This is a genomic window from Streptomyces sp. NBC_01217 (genome assembly GCF_035994185.1).
Lineage (GTDB): Bacteria > Actinomycetota > Actinomycetes > Streptomycetales > Streptomycetaceae > Streptomyces.
Genome location: NZ_CP108538.1, coordinates 7,888,420 through 7,907,771 on the forward strand (window position 1 = coordinate 7,888,420; position 19,352 = coordinate 7,907,771).

A 19,352-nucleotide genomic window follows, 5' to 3' on the forward strand; every position below is an offset into this window, starting at 1 on the left:
CCCGGTCATGCCGGCCCGGTTCGGGGAGAACCGGGCCGGCTCGGTCACCTGCGTACGGTGAACTGCCCGGTCAGCGGGCCGAGCCCGACGCTGTACGTCCCGGCGGCATTGCGGCGTACGGTGAAATGCACGCGTGCCTCCTTGCCGGTGCGGACCGTGACGGAACGCTGCTGCTCGGTCTCTCCCGCCACCAACAGGACAGCGGAGTACGTTCCCGTCTCCTCGCCGACGTTCTTGATGCGTGCCGTCACACGGACCGGTGTGCCGGGCCGCGCCCGGGACGGAGTCACGGACAGATCGCTTAGCGCGAAGAGCGGCTCGGGACCGGCGACCAGGTCGTGGACGAAGACGTCCGAGTGACGGTTGGTGTCGTCACCGACGAGGTTGGCCGAGGTGCTCTCGAAGGCGACGTAACGGCCGTTGCCACTGAGGGCGGGAAGGTCCGAGATGCCGTCGGCTTCGGCGCCCTCCAGGCCGTCCGAGACCCGGGTCGTGGTGCCGGCGGTCCGGTCGCGCACGAAGACGTCCGACCTGCCATTGGTGTCGCCGGGGGAGAGGTTGGTCGAATCGCTGTAGAAGGCGACCTTCGTGCCGTCCGCGCCGAGGGAGGGCGCGAAGGCCCAGCCGTCGGCCGGTTCGCCGCCGCGGGTGCCTGAGACCTGCTCGTACTCGCCGGTGCGCAGGTCGTGGACGTAGATCTGCCAGTTGTTGCTGAACGCGATCGTGTGACCGTCGCCGCTGATCTGCGGACCGGTGTTCTCGCCGTCGGGGCCGTCGACCGGTGTCGTGGTGCCGGTCACACGGTCGTGCACGAAGACGTCGATCGTGCCGTCGGTGTCGTCCGGCGCGAGGTTGTCGGCTGCGCTCTGGAAGGCCACGTAGCGGCCGTCGGAGCTGATCGACTGTTCACGGGAGGAGCCGTTCGCCGGTGTGCCGCCCTCGGCCTGTGAGATGCGGACGGTCGTGCCCGTCCGGCGGTCGTGGAGGAACACGTCCGTGGCGTTGTTGGTGTCGCCGGACACGAGGTTGTCGGCGTCGCTGTTGAACACGGCGTAGCGGCCGTCGGCGCTGAGCGAAGGTGCCGACGACAGGCCGTTGGCCGGTGTGCCGTCCGAGGCCACCGACACCCGCTCCGTGGCGCCGGTCGTCCGGTCGTGGACGAAGGCGTCGGTCTGCCGGTTGGTGTCGCCGGGGACGAGGTTGTCGGCGCCGCTGCTGAAACCGACGTGGCGGCCGTCCGAGCTGAGGGTCGGGGTCAGGGAGAAGTCATTGCCCTGGGCCCCGTCGGAGGAGACCGACACCCTCTCAGTGGTCTGGGTGCCCCGGTCGGTCACGAAGATGTCGAGAGTGCCGTTGGTGTCCTCGGGGACGAGGTTGGAGGCAGGGCTGGCGAAGACGATCACCTGGCCGTCGTCGCTCACCCTGGGCCACCACGCGTCGTTGTTGGCCTGGCTGCCCTGCGTCGTGAGGGACACGCGATCGGTGGCGGACGGGCGCGGCAGCACCAGACGGGCGTTGCGGGCCGTGCCGGACCGGCCGTCCACCTTCACGGCCAGGGGCTTGGACCGGGAGGTGCCCGGTGCGCTCGCCCTGACCTGGTACGAGCCGACGGGTACGTCCCGGATGGTGTAGCGGCCGTTGTGGTCCGTCACCGCGGTCAGGTCGTCAGGTACGTCCAGGACGCTGACGGTCGCGCCGGGCACGGTCGCGCCGGTCGGTTCGAACGTCACCGTGCCGGTGACCGTCCCCCGGCGGGTCTGTGCGAGTTCCAGGCGGACGTCGTTGTAGCGATCGGTGCGCACCTGCTGCCGGGTCCGCGTGTCCACGTACCCGAAACGGGACAGTGCCAGGTCGTGGGTGCCGGGCGCGAGCCGGAGCGAGAAGCGTCCCTCCTCGTCCGTGGTCACGCTGCGGCCGGTGTCCGTGCGCGTGACCGTGACACCCGCCAGCGGTTTCCCGGTCCTGCCGTCGGTGACCGTGCCCCGCACACCGCTGCGCAGGGACGCCTCCGTCACCGCCGCGTAGGCGTCGATGCGACCGTAGCCGAAGCGGGAATTGGGGCGCGCACCGTACCGGTCGTCGAAGAAGGACGTACCGGTGAGGATGGACAGGGCCTCGTCGACGGAGAGGTCCGGTTGCGCCTGGAGCATGAGGGCGACGGTGCCGGACACGTGCGGAGTGGCCATCGAGGTACCGTTGAGCGTGCCGTAGCCGCCGTCCGGCAGGGTCGACAGGACGTCGACCCCGGGTGCGGAGACGTCGGGTACGACGTAGGAGTCGGGCCATTCGGCGGGCGGGGCGCTCCAACTGCTCTTCCTGACCACCTCTCCGCAGGAGAAGTCGGCAACGTTGTCGGTGGAGTCGGTCGCGCCGACGGAGACGGACTCGTAGACGTTGCCCGGGCTCGCCGAACCCTGGAGACACTCGTTGCCGATGGCGAAGGACGGGAAGATGCCGGCGCGCAGGATGTTGCGGGCCGGCTCGACGAGTTCGTCTGCGTAGCCGTCGGAGCCGAGTGACATGCTGACAACGTCCGCGGGCTTCCCGGCGGGGGTGCCGTCGGCGGCGTACGGGGCGATGGCCCACTGCATGCCGGCGATCACCTGTGCGAGGCTTCCGCTGCCGGCGGGGATGACCAGTCCACCCATCAGGTCCACATCGGGCGCGACACCGATCTGTGTGCCGGAGGCGTCTCCGCCGGCGATGGTGCCCGCGACATGGGTGCCGTGGTAACTGCTGTCGTGCGGTACGGAACCCGGTACCGGCTTGCCGTCGGCGTCGAACTCGATCCAGCCGCCGGGGTGTGTGGCGTCGTCGGGGTCGTCACCGGCCAGCTTGCCCGCCAGGTCCGGGTGGTTGATGTCGATGCCGGTGTCGAGGACGGCCACGCGGACCCCGTCGCCGGTGATCTTCTGTTCGCTCTGCACCTTGTCGGCGCCGATCTTGGCCAGGCCCCAGGTGGTCGCCTGCGCGGTGGCGCGCGCGATGGCCGAGCTGCTCTTCTCCACGGCTTCGCCGGGCGGGGTTTCAAGAGTGAAGTTGGGGATGACGTGGTCGACCGGGGCCAGCGTGGTCAGTTCGGCCAAGGTGTCCGGCGTGGCTTCGACCAGAACCATGTTCTTGAGCCAGAACGTGTTGAGCACGCGGTCGCCGCGAGCCTCCACCAGGTCCACGATCGGGGCCTGGTCGGACTCGGCCTCGCCGGCCAGTTCGCGGCGCACCTCCGCCGTGGTGTCGCCCCACGCCGCGCCTCCGGAGTTCTGCTGGAGGACGACGGCCGCCTCGATGCGTCCGTCACCGCGTGCCTCGGCGGTGTTCATCCGCTTCAGCAGAACGGGGTCGATCTTTGTTCGTACGGCCGCCGTTGAGGACGGACCGGGGACGGTGTCCTGCGCCATCGCAGGAGCGGCTGTCAGCACGGTGGTGCATATGCCCAGGGCGGACAACAAGGCTCTGCAGCGATGTTGCCCGCGCGGCGGACGGGCCGGGAGCGGCATGGGGCACCCCTTCTGCGACGTGTGTCCACGTCGTGTTGTCGGGCCGATCACGTAGCTGGTCGAACGCTGACATCCGCCGCGAGCTCCTGACAAGATCAACCGGCGGCGACTTCCCGTCAGCTGGCATGAAAATGACAGGCATACACAACGTGGGACGAGGCGACACACCATGCTGGAACCGATCGGCCTGGACGAGCGCGACGAAGCCGTGTACGACGCCCTGATCCGAAGGACACAGGCCACCGCCGCGGAACTCGCGGGTGACTGCCATCTCACCGCACAGGCGACCAGCCGTTCGCTGCGGTCACTGGTCGACCTCGGGCTCGCATCGACGACGCCGGGGCGGCCCGTCACTTACGTCGCGGTCCCACCCGACAGCGGTCTGGAGGCCGTACTACGCGAACGGGAGGGGGCGTTGAACGGTGTGCGCTCCCAACTCTCGAACCTCATGGCCCTCTATCGCGCGGGCAGCCGCTTCGCGCATCCCGGGGAACTCGTCGAGGTCATATCGGGCCGGGACGAGGTCAACCGGAACTGGGTGCAGATGCAGCGGGCCAGCCGTACGCAGATACGGGGCTTCGACTGCCCACCGTATGCCGCGGCCGCAGGCCACTCCCAGCCCAATGGGATCGAACTCGAACTGCTCGGACGGGGTGTCAAGTACCGGGTGCTCTATGACAGTTCGGTGCTCGAACTGCCGGGGTGGCTGGAGGATGTGACGACGGGGATACGCCTCGGAGAACAAGCCCGGATCGCCACCGGCCTGCCGACCAAGCTCGCGATATCCGACGACCGGATCGCCATGCTCCCCCTGCTGCGTCCCGGTGACAACGCCGTGACCGCCTCGTACGTCATCCACCCCTCGCCCCTGCTCGACGCACTGGTGGCACTGTTCGAGTCGATGTGGGAGCGAAGCGTGCAGATACGGCCGTCGACGCCGCTCATGAACGAGGACGGCCCCGAGCGGTTGTCGCAGGAGGAGGAGAAGCTGCTGACGCTGCTGGCGTCGGGAGCCACCGACAAGTCGGCGGGCAGAGCCCTGGTATGGAGCGAACGCACAGTCCAGCGCCACATCACCAAACTCATGCGTCGATTCGGCGCGCAGACACGCTTCCAGCTCGCCATGGAAGCCACCCGCCGCGGCTGGATCTGACCGGCGAACCCACTTTTGTTTCACATGAGTTGACGGCACGCTAACGTCGACATCGAGGCTTCCCAAGATCGTGGTCCAGGACTTACATTCCCGACGGCCTGTAGGACCATACGAGTCAAGGGAATCCCGTTGACACATCATCCTTCCGGAAGACGGCGGCGCCTGCTCATGCTCGCTGCCGCCCTCCTGGTCACCGCGGCGACCCCGCAAGTGACCGCTTCCGCAGACACTTCCTCAGCCCTCGGTGCGGCAACCTCCGCGCAGTCCGACATCGTTGCCAAGACCTCTGCGGGACCTGCCGCGTCCGTTGTGACCCTGCTGACCGGAGACAAGGTCACCGTCGTTCCCGCCGCCGGCGACGGCCCCGGCACCATCACCGTGGAGAGTCCCGACGGCCGGCCCACCGGCGCACGGGTGATGACCGTGGGCGGCGACACCTACGTCCTTCCCGAATCGGCTCGCCCGTACCTGGCGGCCGGAGCCCTGGACCAGCAGTTGTTCAACGTGACCCGGCTCATGGCGGACGGCTACGACGACGCTCACCTCGACCGCCTGCCGCTCATCGTGACCTACGGCGGCAAGGAGGCGGGCGCGGCCACCCTGCGCCGACGCGGCGACGCGATACCGGGAGGTGCCACCGTCGTTCGCCCGCTCACCAGCGTCAACGGCGTCGCGCTGGCGGCAGACCGTGAGGACGGCGACGCGCTGTGGGCCGCCCTGACCGGAACCGGAGCCGACACGGACACCGCCGTGGCGGGCGCCGCCCAGGACGCGGAGCCGGCCTTCGGGGGCGGCGTCGCCAAGGTGTGGCTGGACGGCAGGGCGCAGGCCACGCTGAGCGACTCGGTCGGCCAGATCGGCGCCCCCGAGGTCTGGTCCGGGGGCAACACCGGCGAGGGCGTGGACGTGGCCGTCCTCGACACCGGTTACGACCCGGGTCATCCAGATCTGAAGGACGCCGTCGAGGACAGCGACAGCTTCGTCCCCGGCGAGGACGTCACCGACCGCAACGGCCACGGTACGCACGTCGCCTCCACCATCGCCGGCACCGGCGCCGCATCCGACGGCAGGGAAAAGGGCGTCGCGCCCGGCGTCGACCTGCACGTCGGCAAGGTTCTGAGTGACGCGGGCGCGGGGTACGACTCCTGGATCCTGGCCGGCATGGAGTGGGCCGCGCGGGACGTGCACGCCAGGGTCATCAGCATGAGCCTCGGCAGCAGCGAGAACGCCGACGGCGACACCCTGCTCGCCCGGGCCGTGAACCGACTGAGCGAGGAGACCGGCGCGCTCTTCACCATCGCGGCCGGTAACAACGGCCCCGACGCGCAGACCGTCAGGTCGCCGGGCACCGCCGATGCCGCCCTGACCGTCGGTGCCGTCGACTCCACGGACGCCCTCGCCGACTTCTCCAGTCGCGGGCCGCGGTACGGCGACGACGCCCTGAAGCCGGAGATCACTGCGCCCGGTGTCGGCATCCTGGCCGCCAGGTCCCAGTACGCGGCAAACGGGACCGGCTCCTACGTGAGCGCCAGTGGCACCTCCATGGCCACCCCGCACGTGGCCGGTGTGGCGGCGCTCGTGGCGGCCGCGCATCCTGACTGGACCGGTGGCCGTATCAAGGACGCCCTGGTCAGCACGGTGCATCCCACGCCCGCCATCACCGTCGACGACGGCGGCAACGGCCGGGTCGACGCCGCCGCGGCGGCGACGGAGACTCTGACAGCCACCGGCAAGGCGGACGCCGGTATCCACTCGCCCGGCGCGGACAGGAGCACCGTCGAGACCGCGGCCACCTGGACCAACACCAGCGACGAGACCGTCACCGTGGACCTGGCCGTGGACGCGCCCGGCGTCCCGGCCGGCGTCTTCGCCGTCTCCCAGGACCGACTGGAGGTCCCCGCCCACGGCACCGCGAGCGTCAACGTCACCACCGACGTGGACAAGGCGGGTGAACTGCGGAGGTGGACCGGCCGGCTGACCGCGTCCGTCGACGGCACCGTACGCACCCGCACTCTGCTCGGCGTCAGCACCCGTCAGCAGCTCTTTCACGTCCGCACCGAGATCACCGGCCGCTCGGGCGAGCCGACCAGCGGCAACCTCACCTTCTTCCGCGAAGGCGACGAGTACGCGGGCAGCAACGTCTATGGCGACGGCGCCTCCGACGACCTCCTGCCGCCCGGCCGGTACACCGTCTACGCCGACTTCCGCGTCGAGGGCACGCACGGCGAGTCCTCGGCCGGATACGCGCGCCTGGTCCTCCCGCAGGTGGACATCACCGGCGACACCGACCTGGTGCTCGACGGCACGAAGCTGCGACAGATCACCGCGGTCACTCCCCGGAAGACGGAGAACTTCGCCCGGCGCCTCGACTACCACCGCGAGTTCGGCGACGGGAGCTCGATGACCGACAGCGTCGAGATCGGTGACGGCTATGACAGCATCTGGACGGCCCCGGTGGCGCCGGGCAACGACGGCGAGCAGTACCTGACGGCCCGCTGGCGGAACCAGGAGCCGCTGCTGTCGGTGACCGCGGGCCCGCAGGAGTTCGACGACCTGTGGATCATGCCCGGCTCGGCGAAGCTCCCAGAGGGCGATCACGACCTGGACCTGATCCACCCCGGAGAGGGCCTCGCGGCGGACTACGAAGGCATCGACGCCACGGGGAAGGCCGCCGTCGTCCGCTGGGACTCCGACGACGAGGACACAGCGGACGACCAGATCAGGGCCGCGCAGGCGGCGGGTGTGAAGCTGCTGTTGTTCGTCCACGACCTCGACGGACGGCTGCGTCAGCCCATCATCAGGTCGACCATCGAGGTCGTCGGCCTGTCCCGCACCGAGGGCGAGAAGCTGATCTCACGGGTCGGCGCGAGCCCGTCGGGCAGTGTGCCTCTGCGCGCCGCCTCCCACCCCGACACCGACTACCTGTACGACCTGGTCCGCACCTGGAAGGGACGCATCCCCTCCGACCCCACCTACGCACCGAAGGACCGACAGCTGGCCCGCGTCGAGACGCGACTGCGCAACCCCAACGGCCGGGAGGTGTACGAGAACCGCTACGACATCCACCCGTGGACGACGTACAACGTCTCCACCACCCGGCTCAGCACGGCCGGCACCCACCGTACCGACTACGTGAGCACCGACGGCACGTTCTCCTGGTCCGAGGAGGCGCAGCTGTACCCGGTCGTGTTCAGCGCCTCCGACCAGGTCCGATACCCGGCGGGCCGCACCACGGACGTGCACTGGTTCGGCACGGTGACCCGGCCGCGCATCAACGGCAGCGTCCAGCCACCCACCCGCACCGGCGACCGGATCGACGTCACGGTCCCCGCCTGGGGCGACTCCGGCGGCAACCACGCCAACTACACCGCGTTCGACAGCACCGAGAGCACGGACAGGACCGAGCTGTACCGGGGCGGCACCCTGCTCGCCACCGGTTCGAGCGGTGTGGCGGCGACCGTGCCCACGGCGAAGGGCACCTACAGGGTGGTGCACGCGGCCACGCGCGACGCCACGGCCGAGTTCCCGTACTCGACCTCCACCCGCACCGAGTGGACGTTCACCTCGGCCGCACCTCGCGGCGCGGACGAGTCGGAACAACTCCCGCTCGTACAGCTGGACTACACCCTGCCCACCTCCGACGACGGCAGAGCGGCTCCTGCCGCGACGCTGCTCGTCACACCGGTCCATGTGGCGGGCGGTCCACGCACCGCTCTGCACACGCGGAAGGTGGAACTGTCCTACGACGACGGCGCCACCTGGACCACGGCCCGCCTCACCGGCCGGGGCAACGGCGAGGTCGCCACCGTACTGAAAGCGCCGAAGTCGGCGCAGTACCTGACGCTGAGGGTGCACGCCGGGGACAGCCGCGGCAACACCGTCACGCAGACGGTGGTACGGGCCGCGGGCATCGCCCGATGAGCCACGGATGAGGGAGGGGACCGGCGCCGTGGTGACGAGCTGACGCATCCATCCGTCGTCCCCTCGACGGACTCCCTCGGGAGCGACGGCCCTGCGGCCGGGCCACAACGCCCCGGCCGCAGGGCCAGGTCTCCGGACCCCCGCACGGCGCTCACGGGCGCGGGATGTTGCGCAGGTTGGACCGGGCCAGCTGGATCATGCGCCCGACTCCGCCGGTGAGGACGGCGCGGCTCGCCGACAGAGCGAAGCCGCTGATCTGTTCGGAGGTGATCTTGGGCGGAATGGCGAGCGCGTTGGGGTCGGTGACCACGTCGACCAGCGCCGGTCCGTCATGGGAAAAGGCCTCGCGCAGGGCGTCGCGTACCTCACCGGGCTTCTCGACCCGGATGCCGCGCGCACCGGCTGCGGTGGCGATGGCCGCGTAATCGGTGTGGGAGTAAGAGGTTCCGTACGGGGGCAGCCCGTCCACCATCATCTCCAGGTCGACCATGCCGAGAGAGGAGTTGTTGAAGACGACCACCTTCACCGGCAGGTCGTACTGCACGAGCGTGAGGAAGTCGCCCATCAGCATGGAGAACCCGCCGTCACCCGAAAGGGACACCACCTGCCGCTCGCGGTCGAGGAACTGCGCGCCAATGGCCTGGGGCAGAGCATTGGCCATCGATCCATGGACGAAGGAACCGAGGATGCGGCGACGGCCGTTCGGTGTCAGGTAGCGCGCTGCCCACACACAGCACATTCCGGTGTCCGCGGTGAAGACCGCATCGTCGGCCGCTTCCTCGTCGAGCACCGATGCCACGTACTCGGGATGGATCGGGGTGTGCTTCTCGACATCACGGGTGTAGGCGCCGACGGCGCCTTCGAGTGCGTGTACGTGCCGGTCCAGCATCCGGTCGAGGAACCGGCGGGACGACTTCTCGCGCACGGCCGGGGTCAGACACCTCAGCGTCTCGCGGACGTCCCCCCAGACCGCGAAGTCCAACTGTGTACGTCGGCCGAGCCGTTCGGGCTGCAAGTCGATCTGCACGGTCCTGACGTTGCGGGGCAGGAAGTCCGTGTAGGGGAAATCGGTGCCGAGGAGCAACAGCAGGTCGCACTCGTGCATCGCCTCGTACGCGGCACCGTATCCGAGCAGGCCGGACATGCCGACGTCGTACGGATTGTCGTACTGGATGTGTTCCTTGCCGCGAAGCGCGTGCCCGACCGGGGCCTTGACCTTCTCGGCAAAGGCCATCACCTCGGCATGGGCGCCCTCGACGCCCCGGCCGCAGAACACCGTCACCTTCTCGGCGGCATCCACGAGTTGTACGAGCCGGGCGAGTTCCTGGTCGCCCGGACGCACGGTGGGCCGGTCCAGCGGTATCGCGAGTTCGGCCCCGCCGTCGGGGGAGTTCTCCCCGGCGACGTCGCCGGACAGGGCCACCACCGACACCCCGCGCCGGCCGACAGCGTGCTGGATCGCCGTCTGCACAACCCTGGGCATCTGCCGGGGTGAGGAGATCAGTTCCGAGTAGTGACTGCACTCCTCGAACAGCCGGTCTGGGTGTGTCTCCTGGAAGTACCCCGTGCCGATCTCGCTGCTGGGAATCTGCGCGGCCAGCGCGATGACCGGTGCCATCGACCGATGCGCATCGAACAGGCCGTTGATCAAGTGCAGGTTGCCCGGCCCGCAGGAGCCCGCGCAGGCGGCCAGTCGGCCGGTGAGCTGTGCTTCGGCGCCGGCGGCGAAGGCCGCGACCTCCTCGTGCCGGACCTGGATCCACTCAAGGTCGTCATGCCGTCTCACCGCGTCGACAACGGGGTTCAGACTGTCGCCGACCACGCCGTACATCCGGCTGACACCGGCGCGTGCCAGGAGGTCGACGTACTGCTCGGCAACGGTCTGCTTCGGCATGGCACTCCTTGAGACGATATGTCGTGGGAACGGCAGCCAGGCTAGTAAGACGCCAAACGGTGAAATGGCTCTTCAGCGCACCCATCCGCGCCTGACAGCGCACCAGTTGGCGCCATCCCCTCGAATGAGGAAGCGCGAGGGCCGTGACAGTGCTTTAGCTGGCGTAACCGCATCGAAGACGCTGCGGGCCATCACATGGCGCTTCCATCCCACACGAGCCGGCTTCCCGGCACACCGCTCAAGAAGGTGCTCATGTCCTCGGCACCACCCTCCCCACTGGACCACCGAACACCGCGAGAAGACCCAGTCGAGCACCGGGAGCTGAGCTCACCGGGCCTGTCCCCGGGCGACGGGTGAATCCGGCGGCGCTTACCGGAGGCACGCCGAATCGATCTCGTCCGGAGCGATGCGGCGGTGTCCAGCCCTTGAGACGAAAATTCGGAAACCGTTCTTTCTCGGACAACGCTCCGTGCCTTCTCCGGCAAGCTGGGCCGGGCGCGGCGTTTTACCCTCATTCACAGAAAAGCCGTTTCCATGAGCATTGTGGGGGATTGAATGAGGCAGCCACTTACTGCGGCCATGTGTGCGGTGACGGTACACGTCAGCCTCCCGGAGGAAATTCCGGTGCCGCTGCCCGCGGAGTTGCACTACGACATGACCGACCCCTACGCCGTGCGCCTTTCCCTCGGTGTGTCGGAGAAGAAACCCGTCACCTGGGTGTTCGCTCGCACGCTGCTCGCAGAGGGCCTGCGCCGGCCGACCGGGGTCGGTGACGTTCTTGTCCTTCCCAGACACGGATGCCGTCCGCACTCCATGCGCATCGTGCTGAGGTCCGCCGCGGGAGCGGCGCTGGTCGAGATCGCGGTTTCCGCGGTCACCATGTTTCTGTCGAAAACCTTCATGCTGGTGCCATCCGGTACGGAGAGTCTCCATATCGATCTCGACCGTGCCGTGGTCGAACTCACGAGCAAAGGTGAATGAATCCTTCGGGTAATCCGCCTGCGCGGAGTCGATGGTCGGTGAAGTGGTGCCACCCTCGGAGGCGTGCCATAGAATGGGTTGAATGTCCGGATCGTGCGTGGTCGGCTGCATCCGTCGCCATGCAGACCCCGGACACGTCGGACTGCTCACGGCAGGCCTTGCCGCCTGGGCGTCCACCGGTACTGCCATCGGCGTGCCGCGTCCGCTCCCGCGCAGCTTCAGGGGCTTCAGGGGACGAACAGTGCGCTGGGGGACTTACTCGGGTGCAGCGAACGGCAAGTGCCGCGTCCAGCCGTCACTACCGTACTGATGGGGCCGCAGAACGAATGGCCATGTGGAACATCGAGCGGAGGCTTTCGTGAAGTCCCGGACGAATCCCACTCTTGAAACGTGGGGGTGGCAAGCCGACGCCGCGTGCCGCGGCATGGACAGTTCCGTTTTCTTCTCGCCCCATGGTGAACGGGGTCGTGCACGACGGCGGCGGGAAGAGGCGGCGCGAGCGATCTGTCGGGCCTGCCCGGTCAGCGCCCCCTGCGGTCTCTTCGCCGAGAATTCCCGCCAGCCTTACGGCGTCTGGGGCGGTTACACGGAGGCGGAACGCGATGAGCGGGTACTGGGCGTCCGTCGTCACTGATTCATCCGGCGGCGCGAATTTCCGGTACGGCACAGGGCGCCCCGTCTCTTCCCTTCGAATCCAAGAGTGAGCACTGATGACAGAATTGACGGGCGTTACGCACCACACCGCCGAACTCAACGGAATCAAACAGCATTGGGTCAGCGCGGGCCAGGGGCCGCCGGTCTATCTGCTGCACGGTTTTCCCGAGACCTGGTACGGCTGGCGGAAGCAGATACCGGTGCTGGCCGAGCGGTTCACCGTGATCGCGCCGGACCTTCGCGGATACGGGGACACGGACAAGCCCGCCTCCGGCTATGACAAACGGACCATGGCCAACGACTTGCTCGCGCTCATGGACCATCTGGGCCATGAGCGGATCGCCCTGATCGGCCACGACCGCGGCGCTCGCGTCGGCACCCGGTTCGCCAAGGACCACCGCGACCGGATCGACCGGTTCGTCGCCATGGACAACATTCCCACCCGGGTCATCGCCGATACCTATGACGTGAACCTCGCCCGGCAGGGCTACTGGTTCTTCACGTTCCTCGGGGTGCCCGACCTTCCCGAAGCGTTGATCGCGGGCCGTGAGGAAGTCTGGCTCACCCACTTCTACCGGAGCTGGTCGTACAACCCCGACATGCTCACGCCCGAGGAGATCGCGGTCTACGTGCGCGCCTACCAGCAGCCCGGAGCGGTGCGCGGATCCTGCATGGACTACCGTGCCGCGCCCCAGGACGTCGCCCAGGACCGCGAGGACGCCGACCAACTCATCGACTGCCCGGTGCTGACCATGTGGGGGGAGGACTTCAGCGCCGTCGGGAAGGCCTACGACGTCCTGCAGGTCTGGAAGGGAATAGCCCGTGACGTCCGTGGTGCGGCCATTCCCCAGTGCGGACACCTCTGCCAGGAAGAACGCCCCGACGTGGTCAACGCGCAACTCCTCGACTTCCTGGCGGACTGGAGCGGCTGACCCCCAGCGGTCGGCCGTCGGCCAGGCCCCCTTCGACGTTCCCGCGCAGCCGGCGGTTCCGCCGCCACAACGCTCCGGGCCGCTCAGTGCGGACCGGCACCACCCCCCGGCCGACGACCCCGACGTCAGCCGAACACACCACCACCTAAAGGGAGTTCCCCCATGTCCAATCCCGGTAATCCGACCGTTGTGCTGGTCCACGGCGCCTTTGCCGATGCCTCCAGCTACGCGCGCGTCATCCCCGAACTGATCGCTCGCGGACTGGACGTAGTGGCCCCGGCCGTGCCGAACCGCAGCCTGATCGGCGACGCCGCCTACATCGCTTCGATCGTCCGGCAGATACCCGGGCCGGTCGTGCTGGTGGGGCATTCCTACGGCGGCGCCGTCATCACGGTCGCCGGCATGGAGGAGAACGTCCAGGCGCTGGTCTACCTCGCCGGCTACGCCCTTCAGAAGGGCGAGAGCCTCGGCGAACTGCAGGGCCGTTTCCCGGACTCCGACCTTGCCTCCGCGCTCGTCTACACCCCCTTCCCGATCGAGGGCTCGACCACTCCCGGCACCGACGTCTCGGTTCGGATCGACAAGTTCCCGTCCATCTTCGCCGCCGACGTAGACCCCGACCTCGCTGCCGTCCTCGCAGTCTCCCAACGTCCGCTGGCCGCCCAGGCGTTCGGTGAGGAGGCCCCGGCCGCGGCCTGGGAGACCAAGCCCTCCTGGGGCCTGGTGTCCTCGTCCGACCACACCATCAACCCCGATGTCGAGCGCTTCGGTTACGAGCGGGCCGGCATGACCACCGTCGAGGTCGACTCCTCGCACCTGGTGATGCTCGCCCACCCCGCGAGCGTCACCGATCTGATCCTGCGCGCCGTCCGTTCCGTCCACCAGGACGACTGAGCTGCCTCTGCGGCCAATCGTCCGAGGGCGGGCCGTCCTCCAGGGGGCGGCCAAGCAGTCCGGGTTCGTTCGGCGCGTTGCATACCCCCAATCCGATGAGCATGGCCCGGCCGACTTGATCAGTGCGGAACGAGCGTCTCGGAACGCGCGGCCGGCCGGGAATTCTTTGATCGAATGGAGAGCGACATGACACTGCTTGAGCCGGATCCGGGGAAGCTGCGACCGCCGAGTACTCAAGGTCCGGCCACCGACCGGGTGCCGGACGACAGGGCTTCGGGCACACCGGACACCTTGCGGGAGGACCTGGTCCGTCTACTGGGTTCACACAAGGTGCTGCACTCGCTCTCGGACCTGGTGAAGTACGCCTCGGACGCCAGCCCCTATCGATTCGTGCCCAAGGCGGTCGTGATCGCCGAGAGCGTCGAGGACGTGGCCGCGGTGCTGCGGTACGCCCATGAGCACCGGCGCGAGATCGTCTTCCGGGCGGCCGGGACCTCGTTGAACGGCCAGGCGCAGGGCAAGGACATCCTGGTCGACGTGCGCCGCCACTGGACCGGTGTCGAGGTGCTCGACGGCGGTGACAAGGCCAGGATCAAACCCGGCACGACCGTGGGACGCGCCAACATCACGCTGTCCAGGTACGGCCGGCTGATGGGCCCCGACCCGGCCAGTTCAAGCGCCTGCTCCGTCGGAGGGGTCGTCGCCAACAACGCTTCGGGCATGACCGCCGGAGTCAGCCGCAACTCCTACCGACTGCTCGACTCCGCCACCGTTGTTCTGCCGTCGGGGACGACCGTCGACACCGCGGCTCCCGATGCCGACGCAAGTCTTCGGAAGGCCGAGCCCGAGCTGTGTGAGGGATTGCTGGCGCTGAAGGCCGAGATCGAGAGCGACAGCGTGTTCGTCGCCCGGATCCGCGCGAAGTACGAGCTGAAGAACACCAATGGCTACCGCCTCGACGCCTTCCTCGACGGTTTCACCCCGGTGGAGATACTGCGCGGGCTGATGGTCGGCTCCGAGGGCACTTTGGGCTTCATCGCCGAGACGGTGTTCAGGACGGTCTCCCTGGACCGTCTCACCCACACCGCGCTGCTGTTCTTCCCCAACCTCACGGCCGCCGCAGCGGCAGTACCGCTGTTCAACGGTGCCGGGGCGCGGGCAGTGGAATTGATGGACGGCAACACCCTGCGCGCCTGCGCGAGCGTGGACGGAGTTCCCGCGGACTGGGCCGATCTGCCCCAGGAGGCAGCCGCTCTGCTGGTGGAGTTCCGCGCTCCTGACGAGTCGGCCCACCAGGCCAACCGGGAGGCCGCTGCCGGTGTCCTGGAAAAGCTGACGCTGGTGGCCCCGGTGGCGTCCGTCACCAACCTCTTTGTCGAGGACCCGGGCACGATCAGAACGTACTGGCACGCCCGCGAGGCCTTCATGACAGCGGTGGGCAAGGCACGCCCGGCCGGGTCGACACTGATCACCGAGGACTTCGCAGTGCCGCCCTCACGGCTGGCGGAGGCCTGCGAGGCCCTGTCCGAACTACAGCGCGGGCATGGCTTCGACGCCGCGGTCGCGGGCCACGCGGCCCATGGCAACCTGCACTTCCTGCTCGCGTTCGACGCCGCGCGCCCGGAGGACGTGCAGCGTTACGCGGTCTTCATGGACGACTTCTGCGCCATGGTGGTCCGCCGTTTCGACGGCTCGCTCAAGGCGGAGCACGCCACGGGCCGCAACATGACGCCGTTCCTCGAAATGGAGTGGGGCGAGCACGCGACCGGGCTGATGTGGCGGGTCAAGCAGCTCTTCGACCCCGAAGGGGTACTGGCCCCCGGGGTGGTGCTCAACCGCGACCCCCGAGCCCATCTGCAGGGTCTGAAGACCATCCCCACCATCGAGGAGGTCGCCGACTCCTGCATCGAGTGCGGTTTCTGCGAGCCGGTCTGCCCGAGCCGCGATCTCACCACCACACCACGCCAGAGGATCGTGCTGCGGCGCGAGATGATGCGTCAGCCCGTCGGTTCACCCGTCATGGACAGTCTCCTGGAGTCCTACGGATATGACGCCGTCGACACCTGCGCCGGCGATTCGACCTGCAAAATGGCGTGCCCGGTGGGGATCGACACCGGCGCCATGATGAAGGGGTTCCGCCACCAGCGGCACTCGGCGCGGGAGGAACGGAACGCGGCCCGTGTCGCGGAGCGGTTCTCCCTCGTGGAGTCGTCGGTGCGGACCGCCCTCGGCGTCGCGGACCACGTCAGCGACCGGCTCCTGGGGAGCGTCACCTCAGCCGTGCGGAAGGCGGTCTCGCCCGACCTGGTGCCCGAATGGATCCCGGGCCTGCCGTCTCCCGCACGTTCGCAACTGCCCGACACGGACCGCCGGTCCGCTGTCGCCGTCTACTACGTGGCCTGCGTCAACCGGATATTCGCCGGTCCCGACGGGCCGCAGGAGCCCTCTCTGCCCGAGGCGATCGTAGAGGTCTCACGCCGGGCCGGGCGGCCGGTCTGGGTACCGCAGAACATGGCCGGGTCCTGCTGCGCCACCATCTGGCACTCCAAGGGTTACGACGACGGCAACACGGTCATGGCGAACCGCATCGTCGAACAGGCCTGGGAGTGGACCGACGGCGGACGTCTGCCGCTCATCGTCGACGCCTCGTCCTGCACACTCGGCATCGGGCACGAGATCAGGCCGTATCTGACGCCCGAGAACGAGGAGAAGCACCGAGCTCTCACCATTGTGGACTCGATCGTCTGGGCCGCCACCGAGCTGCTGCCGCACCTGAAGGTGACCAACCGGATTGACAGCGCGGTGCTGCACCCGACCTGTTCGATGCGGCACCTCGGCGATGTCGAAGAGCTGCGCGCCGTCGCGCAGTTCATCGCGCACGACGTCAGCGTGCCCGTCTACGCGGAGTGCTGCGGCTTCGCCGGCGACAGGGGAATGCTGCACAAGGAGCTGACCGAGACGGCGACGGTGCATGAGGCCGCCGAGGTCACGGCGGGCACGTTCGACGCCTATCTGTCGGCCAATCGCACGTGCGAGATCGGCATGCAGTACGTCACGGGCCGCCCGTACCAGTCCGTCCTGCTCGAACTCGAACGCGCCACCCGTCCCCCCGTATGAACCCCGGCGTGGCCCCGCCCGTGGTCCGTTCTCCGCATCCCATCGCATCAGGAGCACATCGTGCGTATCGCCAATCTCGCCGGCCGGCTGGTGGTGGTCACCGCCGACCGGGCGGTCGACGTCCAGCAAGCCAGCGACGACCTCTTCTCCTTTGACCCGCAGGCGGTCTACGACCGTTGGGCGGAGTTCCGGACCTGGGCCGCGCAAGCCGATCTCGGCAGCGGCGTTCCCTTCGACCCGGCGGACCTAGGCGCGCCCGCACCGGCCCCCCGTCAGCTGCTGGCCGTCGGCTTGAACTACCACGAACACGTCTCCGAGGCGGGGTTCACCACGCCCGAAGGCATGCCGCCGGTCTTCACCAAGTTCGCGACCAGCATCACCGGCCCGGTCACGGAGGTGGCACTGCCGAAGGATGGCCACACCGACTGGGAGGTGGAGCTGGTGGTGGTCGTCGGTCGCAGGGCGTATCAGGTGTCCGAGACCGAGGCCTGGAGCCACATGGCGGGCCTGACGGTCGGCCAGGACATCTCCGAGCGGATCATCCAGATGAGCGGTCCGGCTCCCCAGTTCAGCCTCGGCAAGTCGTACCCGGGCTTCACCCCGACCGGTCCCTGGCTGGTGACCCCGGACGAGTTCGACGACCCCGACGACCTGGAGCTGACCTGCGCCATCAACGGTGAGGAGGTGCAGCGCGGCCGCACCAGGCAGCTCATCTTCTCCGTCCCCTCCATCGTCGCCAAGCTGTCCGGGGTGCTTCCGCTGCTTCCGGGTGACGTCATCTTCACCGGTACCCCGGCGGGCGTCGGCCTCGGCCGCTCGCCGCAGCGCTGGCTGACCGACGGCGACGAACTGGTCAGCTCCATCCAGGGCATCGGCGAACTGCGGCAAAGGTTCGTCGGCTGACGGTCGCCCCTGCCTCCGCACAGGACCACACCGATGGAACGTTCAGTCAATTCTTTCGATTCGATCGATGGCGATATCCGCCTGATACCAGAAAGTGAAATTGCATGATGAGAATCACCATGGGGAAGCGAACCGGCCTACTGGTCACGGCCGTTGCTGCGGTGTTCGCCGTGACCGCCGCCGGCCCGGCGCCCGCCGTCGGCGCCGAATCGGTAGCCGGCAAGCACTTCGTGTCCCACCTGGACATGGCTGCCGGACAGCGGCCGGAGAACATCACCCTGGAGCCCGGGGGCGGCGTGGACGTCACCTTCGCCTACAGCCGTCAGGTCGCGCGCGTCAGCCCCGACGGCCATGTGCACATCCTCGCCACAGTGCCGGAGCCGCCGGCGGGCGCCATCACCCCCGCGCTGTCGTCGCCGTTCCTCGGCGGAATCGTCCGCGCCCATGACGGGACGCTGTACTTCCTGTACGCCACCGGCAGCAGCGACCTGACCGGCCTGTGGCGGCTGCGCCCCGGCGGCACCCCGAAGCGCATCGCCGCGCTCCCGGCCGACGGCCTGCCCAACGGCTTGGCCCTCGACGAGAAGAACGGCCGGCTGTACGCGGCGGACTCGGTGCTGGGCACCATCTGGCGCATCCCGGCGACCGGGGGCAGGGCCACCAAGTGGGCCACGGCACCCGAGCTGGCCCCCGCAGGGTTCCTGGGCGCCAATGGCATCAAGATCCACAACGGCGCGGCCTGGGTGACCAACCTGGACAAGGGCACCGTGCTGCGCATCCCGATCAGCCGTAACGGTGCCGCAGGCCCGGTCGGGACGAGGGCCACCGGTCTCGTCAACATCGACGACTTCGCGTTCACGGGCGGCGGCGACACGCTGCTGGCCGCGATCAACTCGGACAACGAGGTGGCCCTCGTCAGGCCGGACGGCAGCCACACCGTGGTGCTGACCGGCGCCGACGGACTGGAGAACCCGACCTCCCTCGCCGTACGAGGCAACAAGGCCTACATAGCCAGCGGCGCCTACTTCACCAACAACGACCCCAACATCCTGGCCGCCCGGATCACCCCCGGCGAATAGGACCGGCGGCGGGCGGCCCCGACACGGGCCGCCCGCCGCACCCCCGGCGTCCGCCGCCGCGGCACCACCTGCCCGGCGGCGGGCGCCGAAGCCGTCGGCAGCCTGCCCGCAGGTGTGCAGTGTCGTGCAAGCGCACGGCGCCCAGAGGCAATCACCGCACACCGTCAACCGTCTAGCGTTGTCAGTGCGGCAGAGAGCCGGAGGAACCGCCTGCACGGCCGGTGAGCACCGCCGCCGTATGCGCCGATGCGTCAACCGGCCGCTCCCCGAGAGCATGTGGTGACGCGGTGCTGCGCCCGGTCGGCGCATCCGGTGCGTGCCCCCGAC

The 19,352-nt window shown here is 68.8% G+C and carries 11 protein-coding genes; 9 read left to right on the plus strand and 2 right to left on the minus strand.

Annotated features, from left to right (window positions below):
* Positions 1-44 precede the first annotated feature (44 nt).
* Positions 45-3,398: a S8 family serine peptidase gene (locus OG507_RS35295; RefSeq protein ID WP_327371154.1), complete on the minus strand. Its 3,354-nt coding sequence runs from the start codon at positions 3,396-3,398 to the stop codon at positions 45-47.
* Between the two features lie 268 nt (positions 3,399-3,666).
* Here OG507_RS35295 and OG507_RS35300 point away from each other — a divergent pair, with 268 nt between their 5' ends.
* A complete protein-coding gene (locus OG507_RS35300) occupies positions 3,667-4,650 on the plus strand; it encodes a helix-turn-helix transcriptional regulator (RefSeq protein ID WP_327371155.1) in 984 nt (327 codons plus the stop codon).
* Between the two features lie 168 nt (positions 4,651-4,818).
* Complete coding sequence (locus OG507_RS35305; protein WP_327371156.1) at positions 4,819-8,571, plus strand: S8 family serine peptidase; 3,753 nt, start codon at positions 4,819-4,821, stop codon at positions 8,569-8,571.
* 151 nt (positions 8,572-8,722) lie between these two features.
* Here OG507_RS35305 and OG507_RS35310 read toward each other — a convergent pair whose 3' ends face one another.
* Complete coding sequence (locus OG507_RS35310; protein ID WP_327371157.1) at positions 8,723-10,465, minus strand: pyruvate dehydrogenase; 1,743 nt, start codon at positions 10,463-10,465, stop codon at positions 8,723-8,725.
* A gap of 579 nt (positions 10,466-11,044) precedes the next feature.
* Between OG507_RS35310 and OG507_RS35315 the strand changes: the two genes are divergently transcribed.
* The 7 genes from OG507_RS35315 (at position 11,045) to OG507_RS35345 (ending at position 19,025) form a co-directional block, all read left to right on the plus strand.
* Positions 11,045-11,446: an SsgA family sporulation/cell division regulator gene (locus tag OG507_RS35315; protein ID WP_327371158.1), complete on the plus strand. Its 402-nt coding sequence runs from the start codon at positions 11,045-11,047 to the stop codon at positions 11,444-11,446.
* Positions 11,447-11,804: 358 nt separating this feature from the next.
* A complete protein-coding gene (locus OG507_RS35320) occupies positions 11,805-12,080 on the plus strand; it encodes a WhiB family transcriptional regulator (protein ID WP_327371159.1) in 276 nt (91 codons plus the stop codon).
* Between the two features lie 76 nt (positions 12,081-12,156).
* Positions 12,157-13,032, plus strand: a complete 876-nt coding sequence (locus OG507_RS35325; RefSeq protein ID WP_327371160.1) for an alpha/beta fold hydrolase — start codon at positions 12,157-12,159, stop codon at positions 13,030-13,032.
* A gap of 162 nt (positions 13,033-13,194) precedes the next feature.
* Complete coding sequence (locus tag OG507_RS35330) at positions 13,195-13,926, plus strand: alpha/beta fold hydrolase (RefSeq protein WP_327371161.1); 732 nt, start codon at positions 13,195-13,197, stop codon at positions 13,924-13,926.
* Between the two features lie 186 nt (positions 13,927-14,112).
* Positions 14,113-17,043 (plus strand): FAD-binding and (Fe-S)-binding domain-containing protein, encoded by a 2,931-nt coding sequence (locus tag OG507_RS35335; RefSeq protein WP_327371162.1) that lies wholly within the window; start codon positions 14,113-14,115, stop codon positions 17,041-17,043.
* A gap of 60 nt (positions 17,044-17,103) precedes the next feature.
* Entirely contained in the window at positions 17,104-17,946 is an 843-nt protein-coding gene (locus OG507_RS35340; RefSeq protein WP_327371163.1) for a fumarylacetoacetate hydrolase family protein, read from the plus strand.
* A gap of 119 nt (positions 17,947-18,065) precedes the next feature.
* Positions 18,066-19,025, plus strand: a complete 960-nt coding sequence (locus OG507_RS35345; RefSeq protein ID WP_327371164.1) for a hypothetical protein — start codon at positions 18,066-18,068, stop codon at positions 19,023-19,025.
* Positions 19,026-19,352: the final 327 nt, after the last annotated feature.

Coding starts and splice junctions, on each gene's coding strand:
- OG507_RS35300 (WP_327371155.1), top strand. CDS start 3,667: ATGCTGGAACCGATCGGCCTGGACGAGCGCGACGAAGCCGTGTACGAC.
- OG507_RS35325 (WP_327371160.1), top strand. CDS start 12,157: ATGACAGAATTGACGGGCGTTACGCACCACACCGCCGAACTCAACGGA.
- OG507_RS35315 (WP_327371158.1), top strand. CDS start 11,045: ATGTGTGCGGTGACGGTACACGTCAGCCTCCCGGAGGAAATTCCGGTG.
- OG507_RS35310 (WP_327371157.1), bottom strand. CDS start 10,465: ATGCCGAAGCAGACCGTTGCCGAGCAGTACGTCGACCTCCTGGCACGC.
- OG507_RS35295 (WP_327371154.1), bottom strand. CDS start 3,398: ATGGCGCAGGACACCGTCCCCGGTCCGTCCTCAACGGCGGCCGTACGA.
- OG507_RS35330 (WP_327371161.1), top strand. CDS start 13,195: ATGTCCAATCCCGGTAATCCGACCGTTGTGCTGGTCCACGGCGCCTTT.
- OG507_RS35335 (WP_327371162.1), top strand. CDS start 14,113: ATGACACTGCTTGAGCCGGATCCGGGGAAGCTGCGACCGCCGAGTACT.
- OG507_RS35345 (WP_327371164.1), top strand. CDS start 18,066: ATGGGGAAGCGAACCGGCCTACTGGTCACGGCCGTTGCTGCGGTGTTC.
- OG507_RS35305 (WP_327371156.1), top strand. CDS start 4,819: ATGCTCGCTGCCGCCCTCCTGGTCACCGCGGCGACCCCGCAAGTGACC.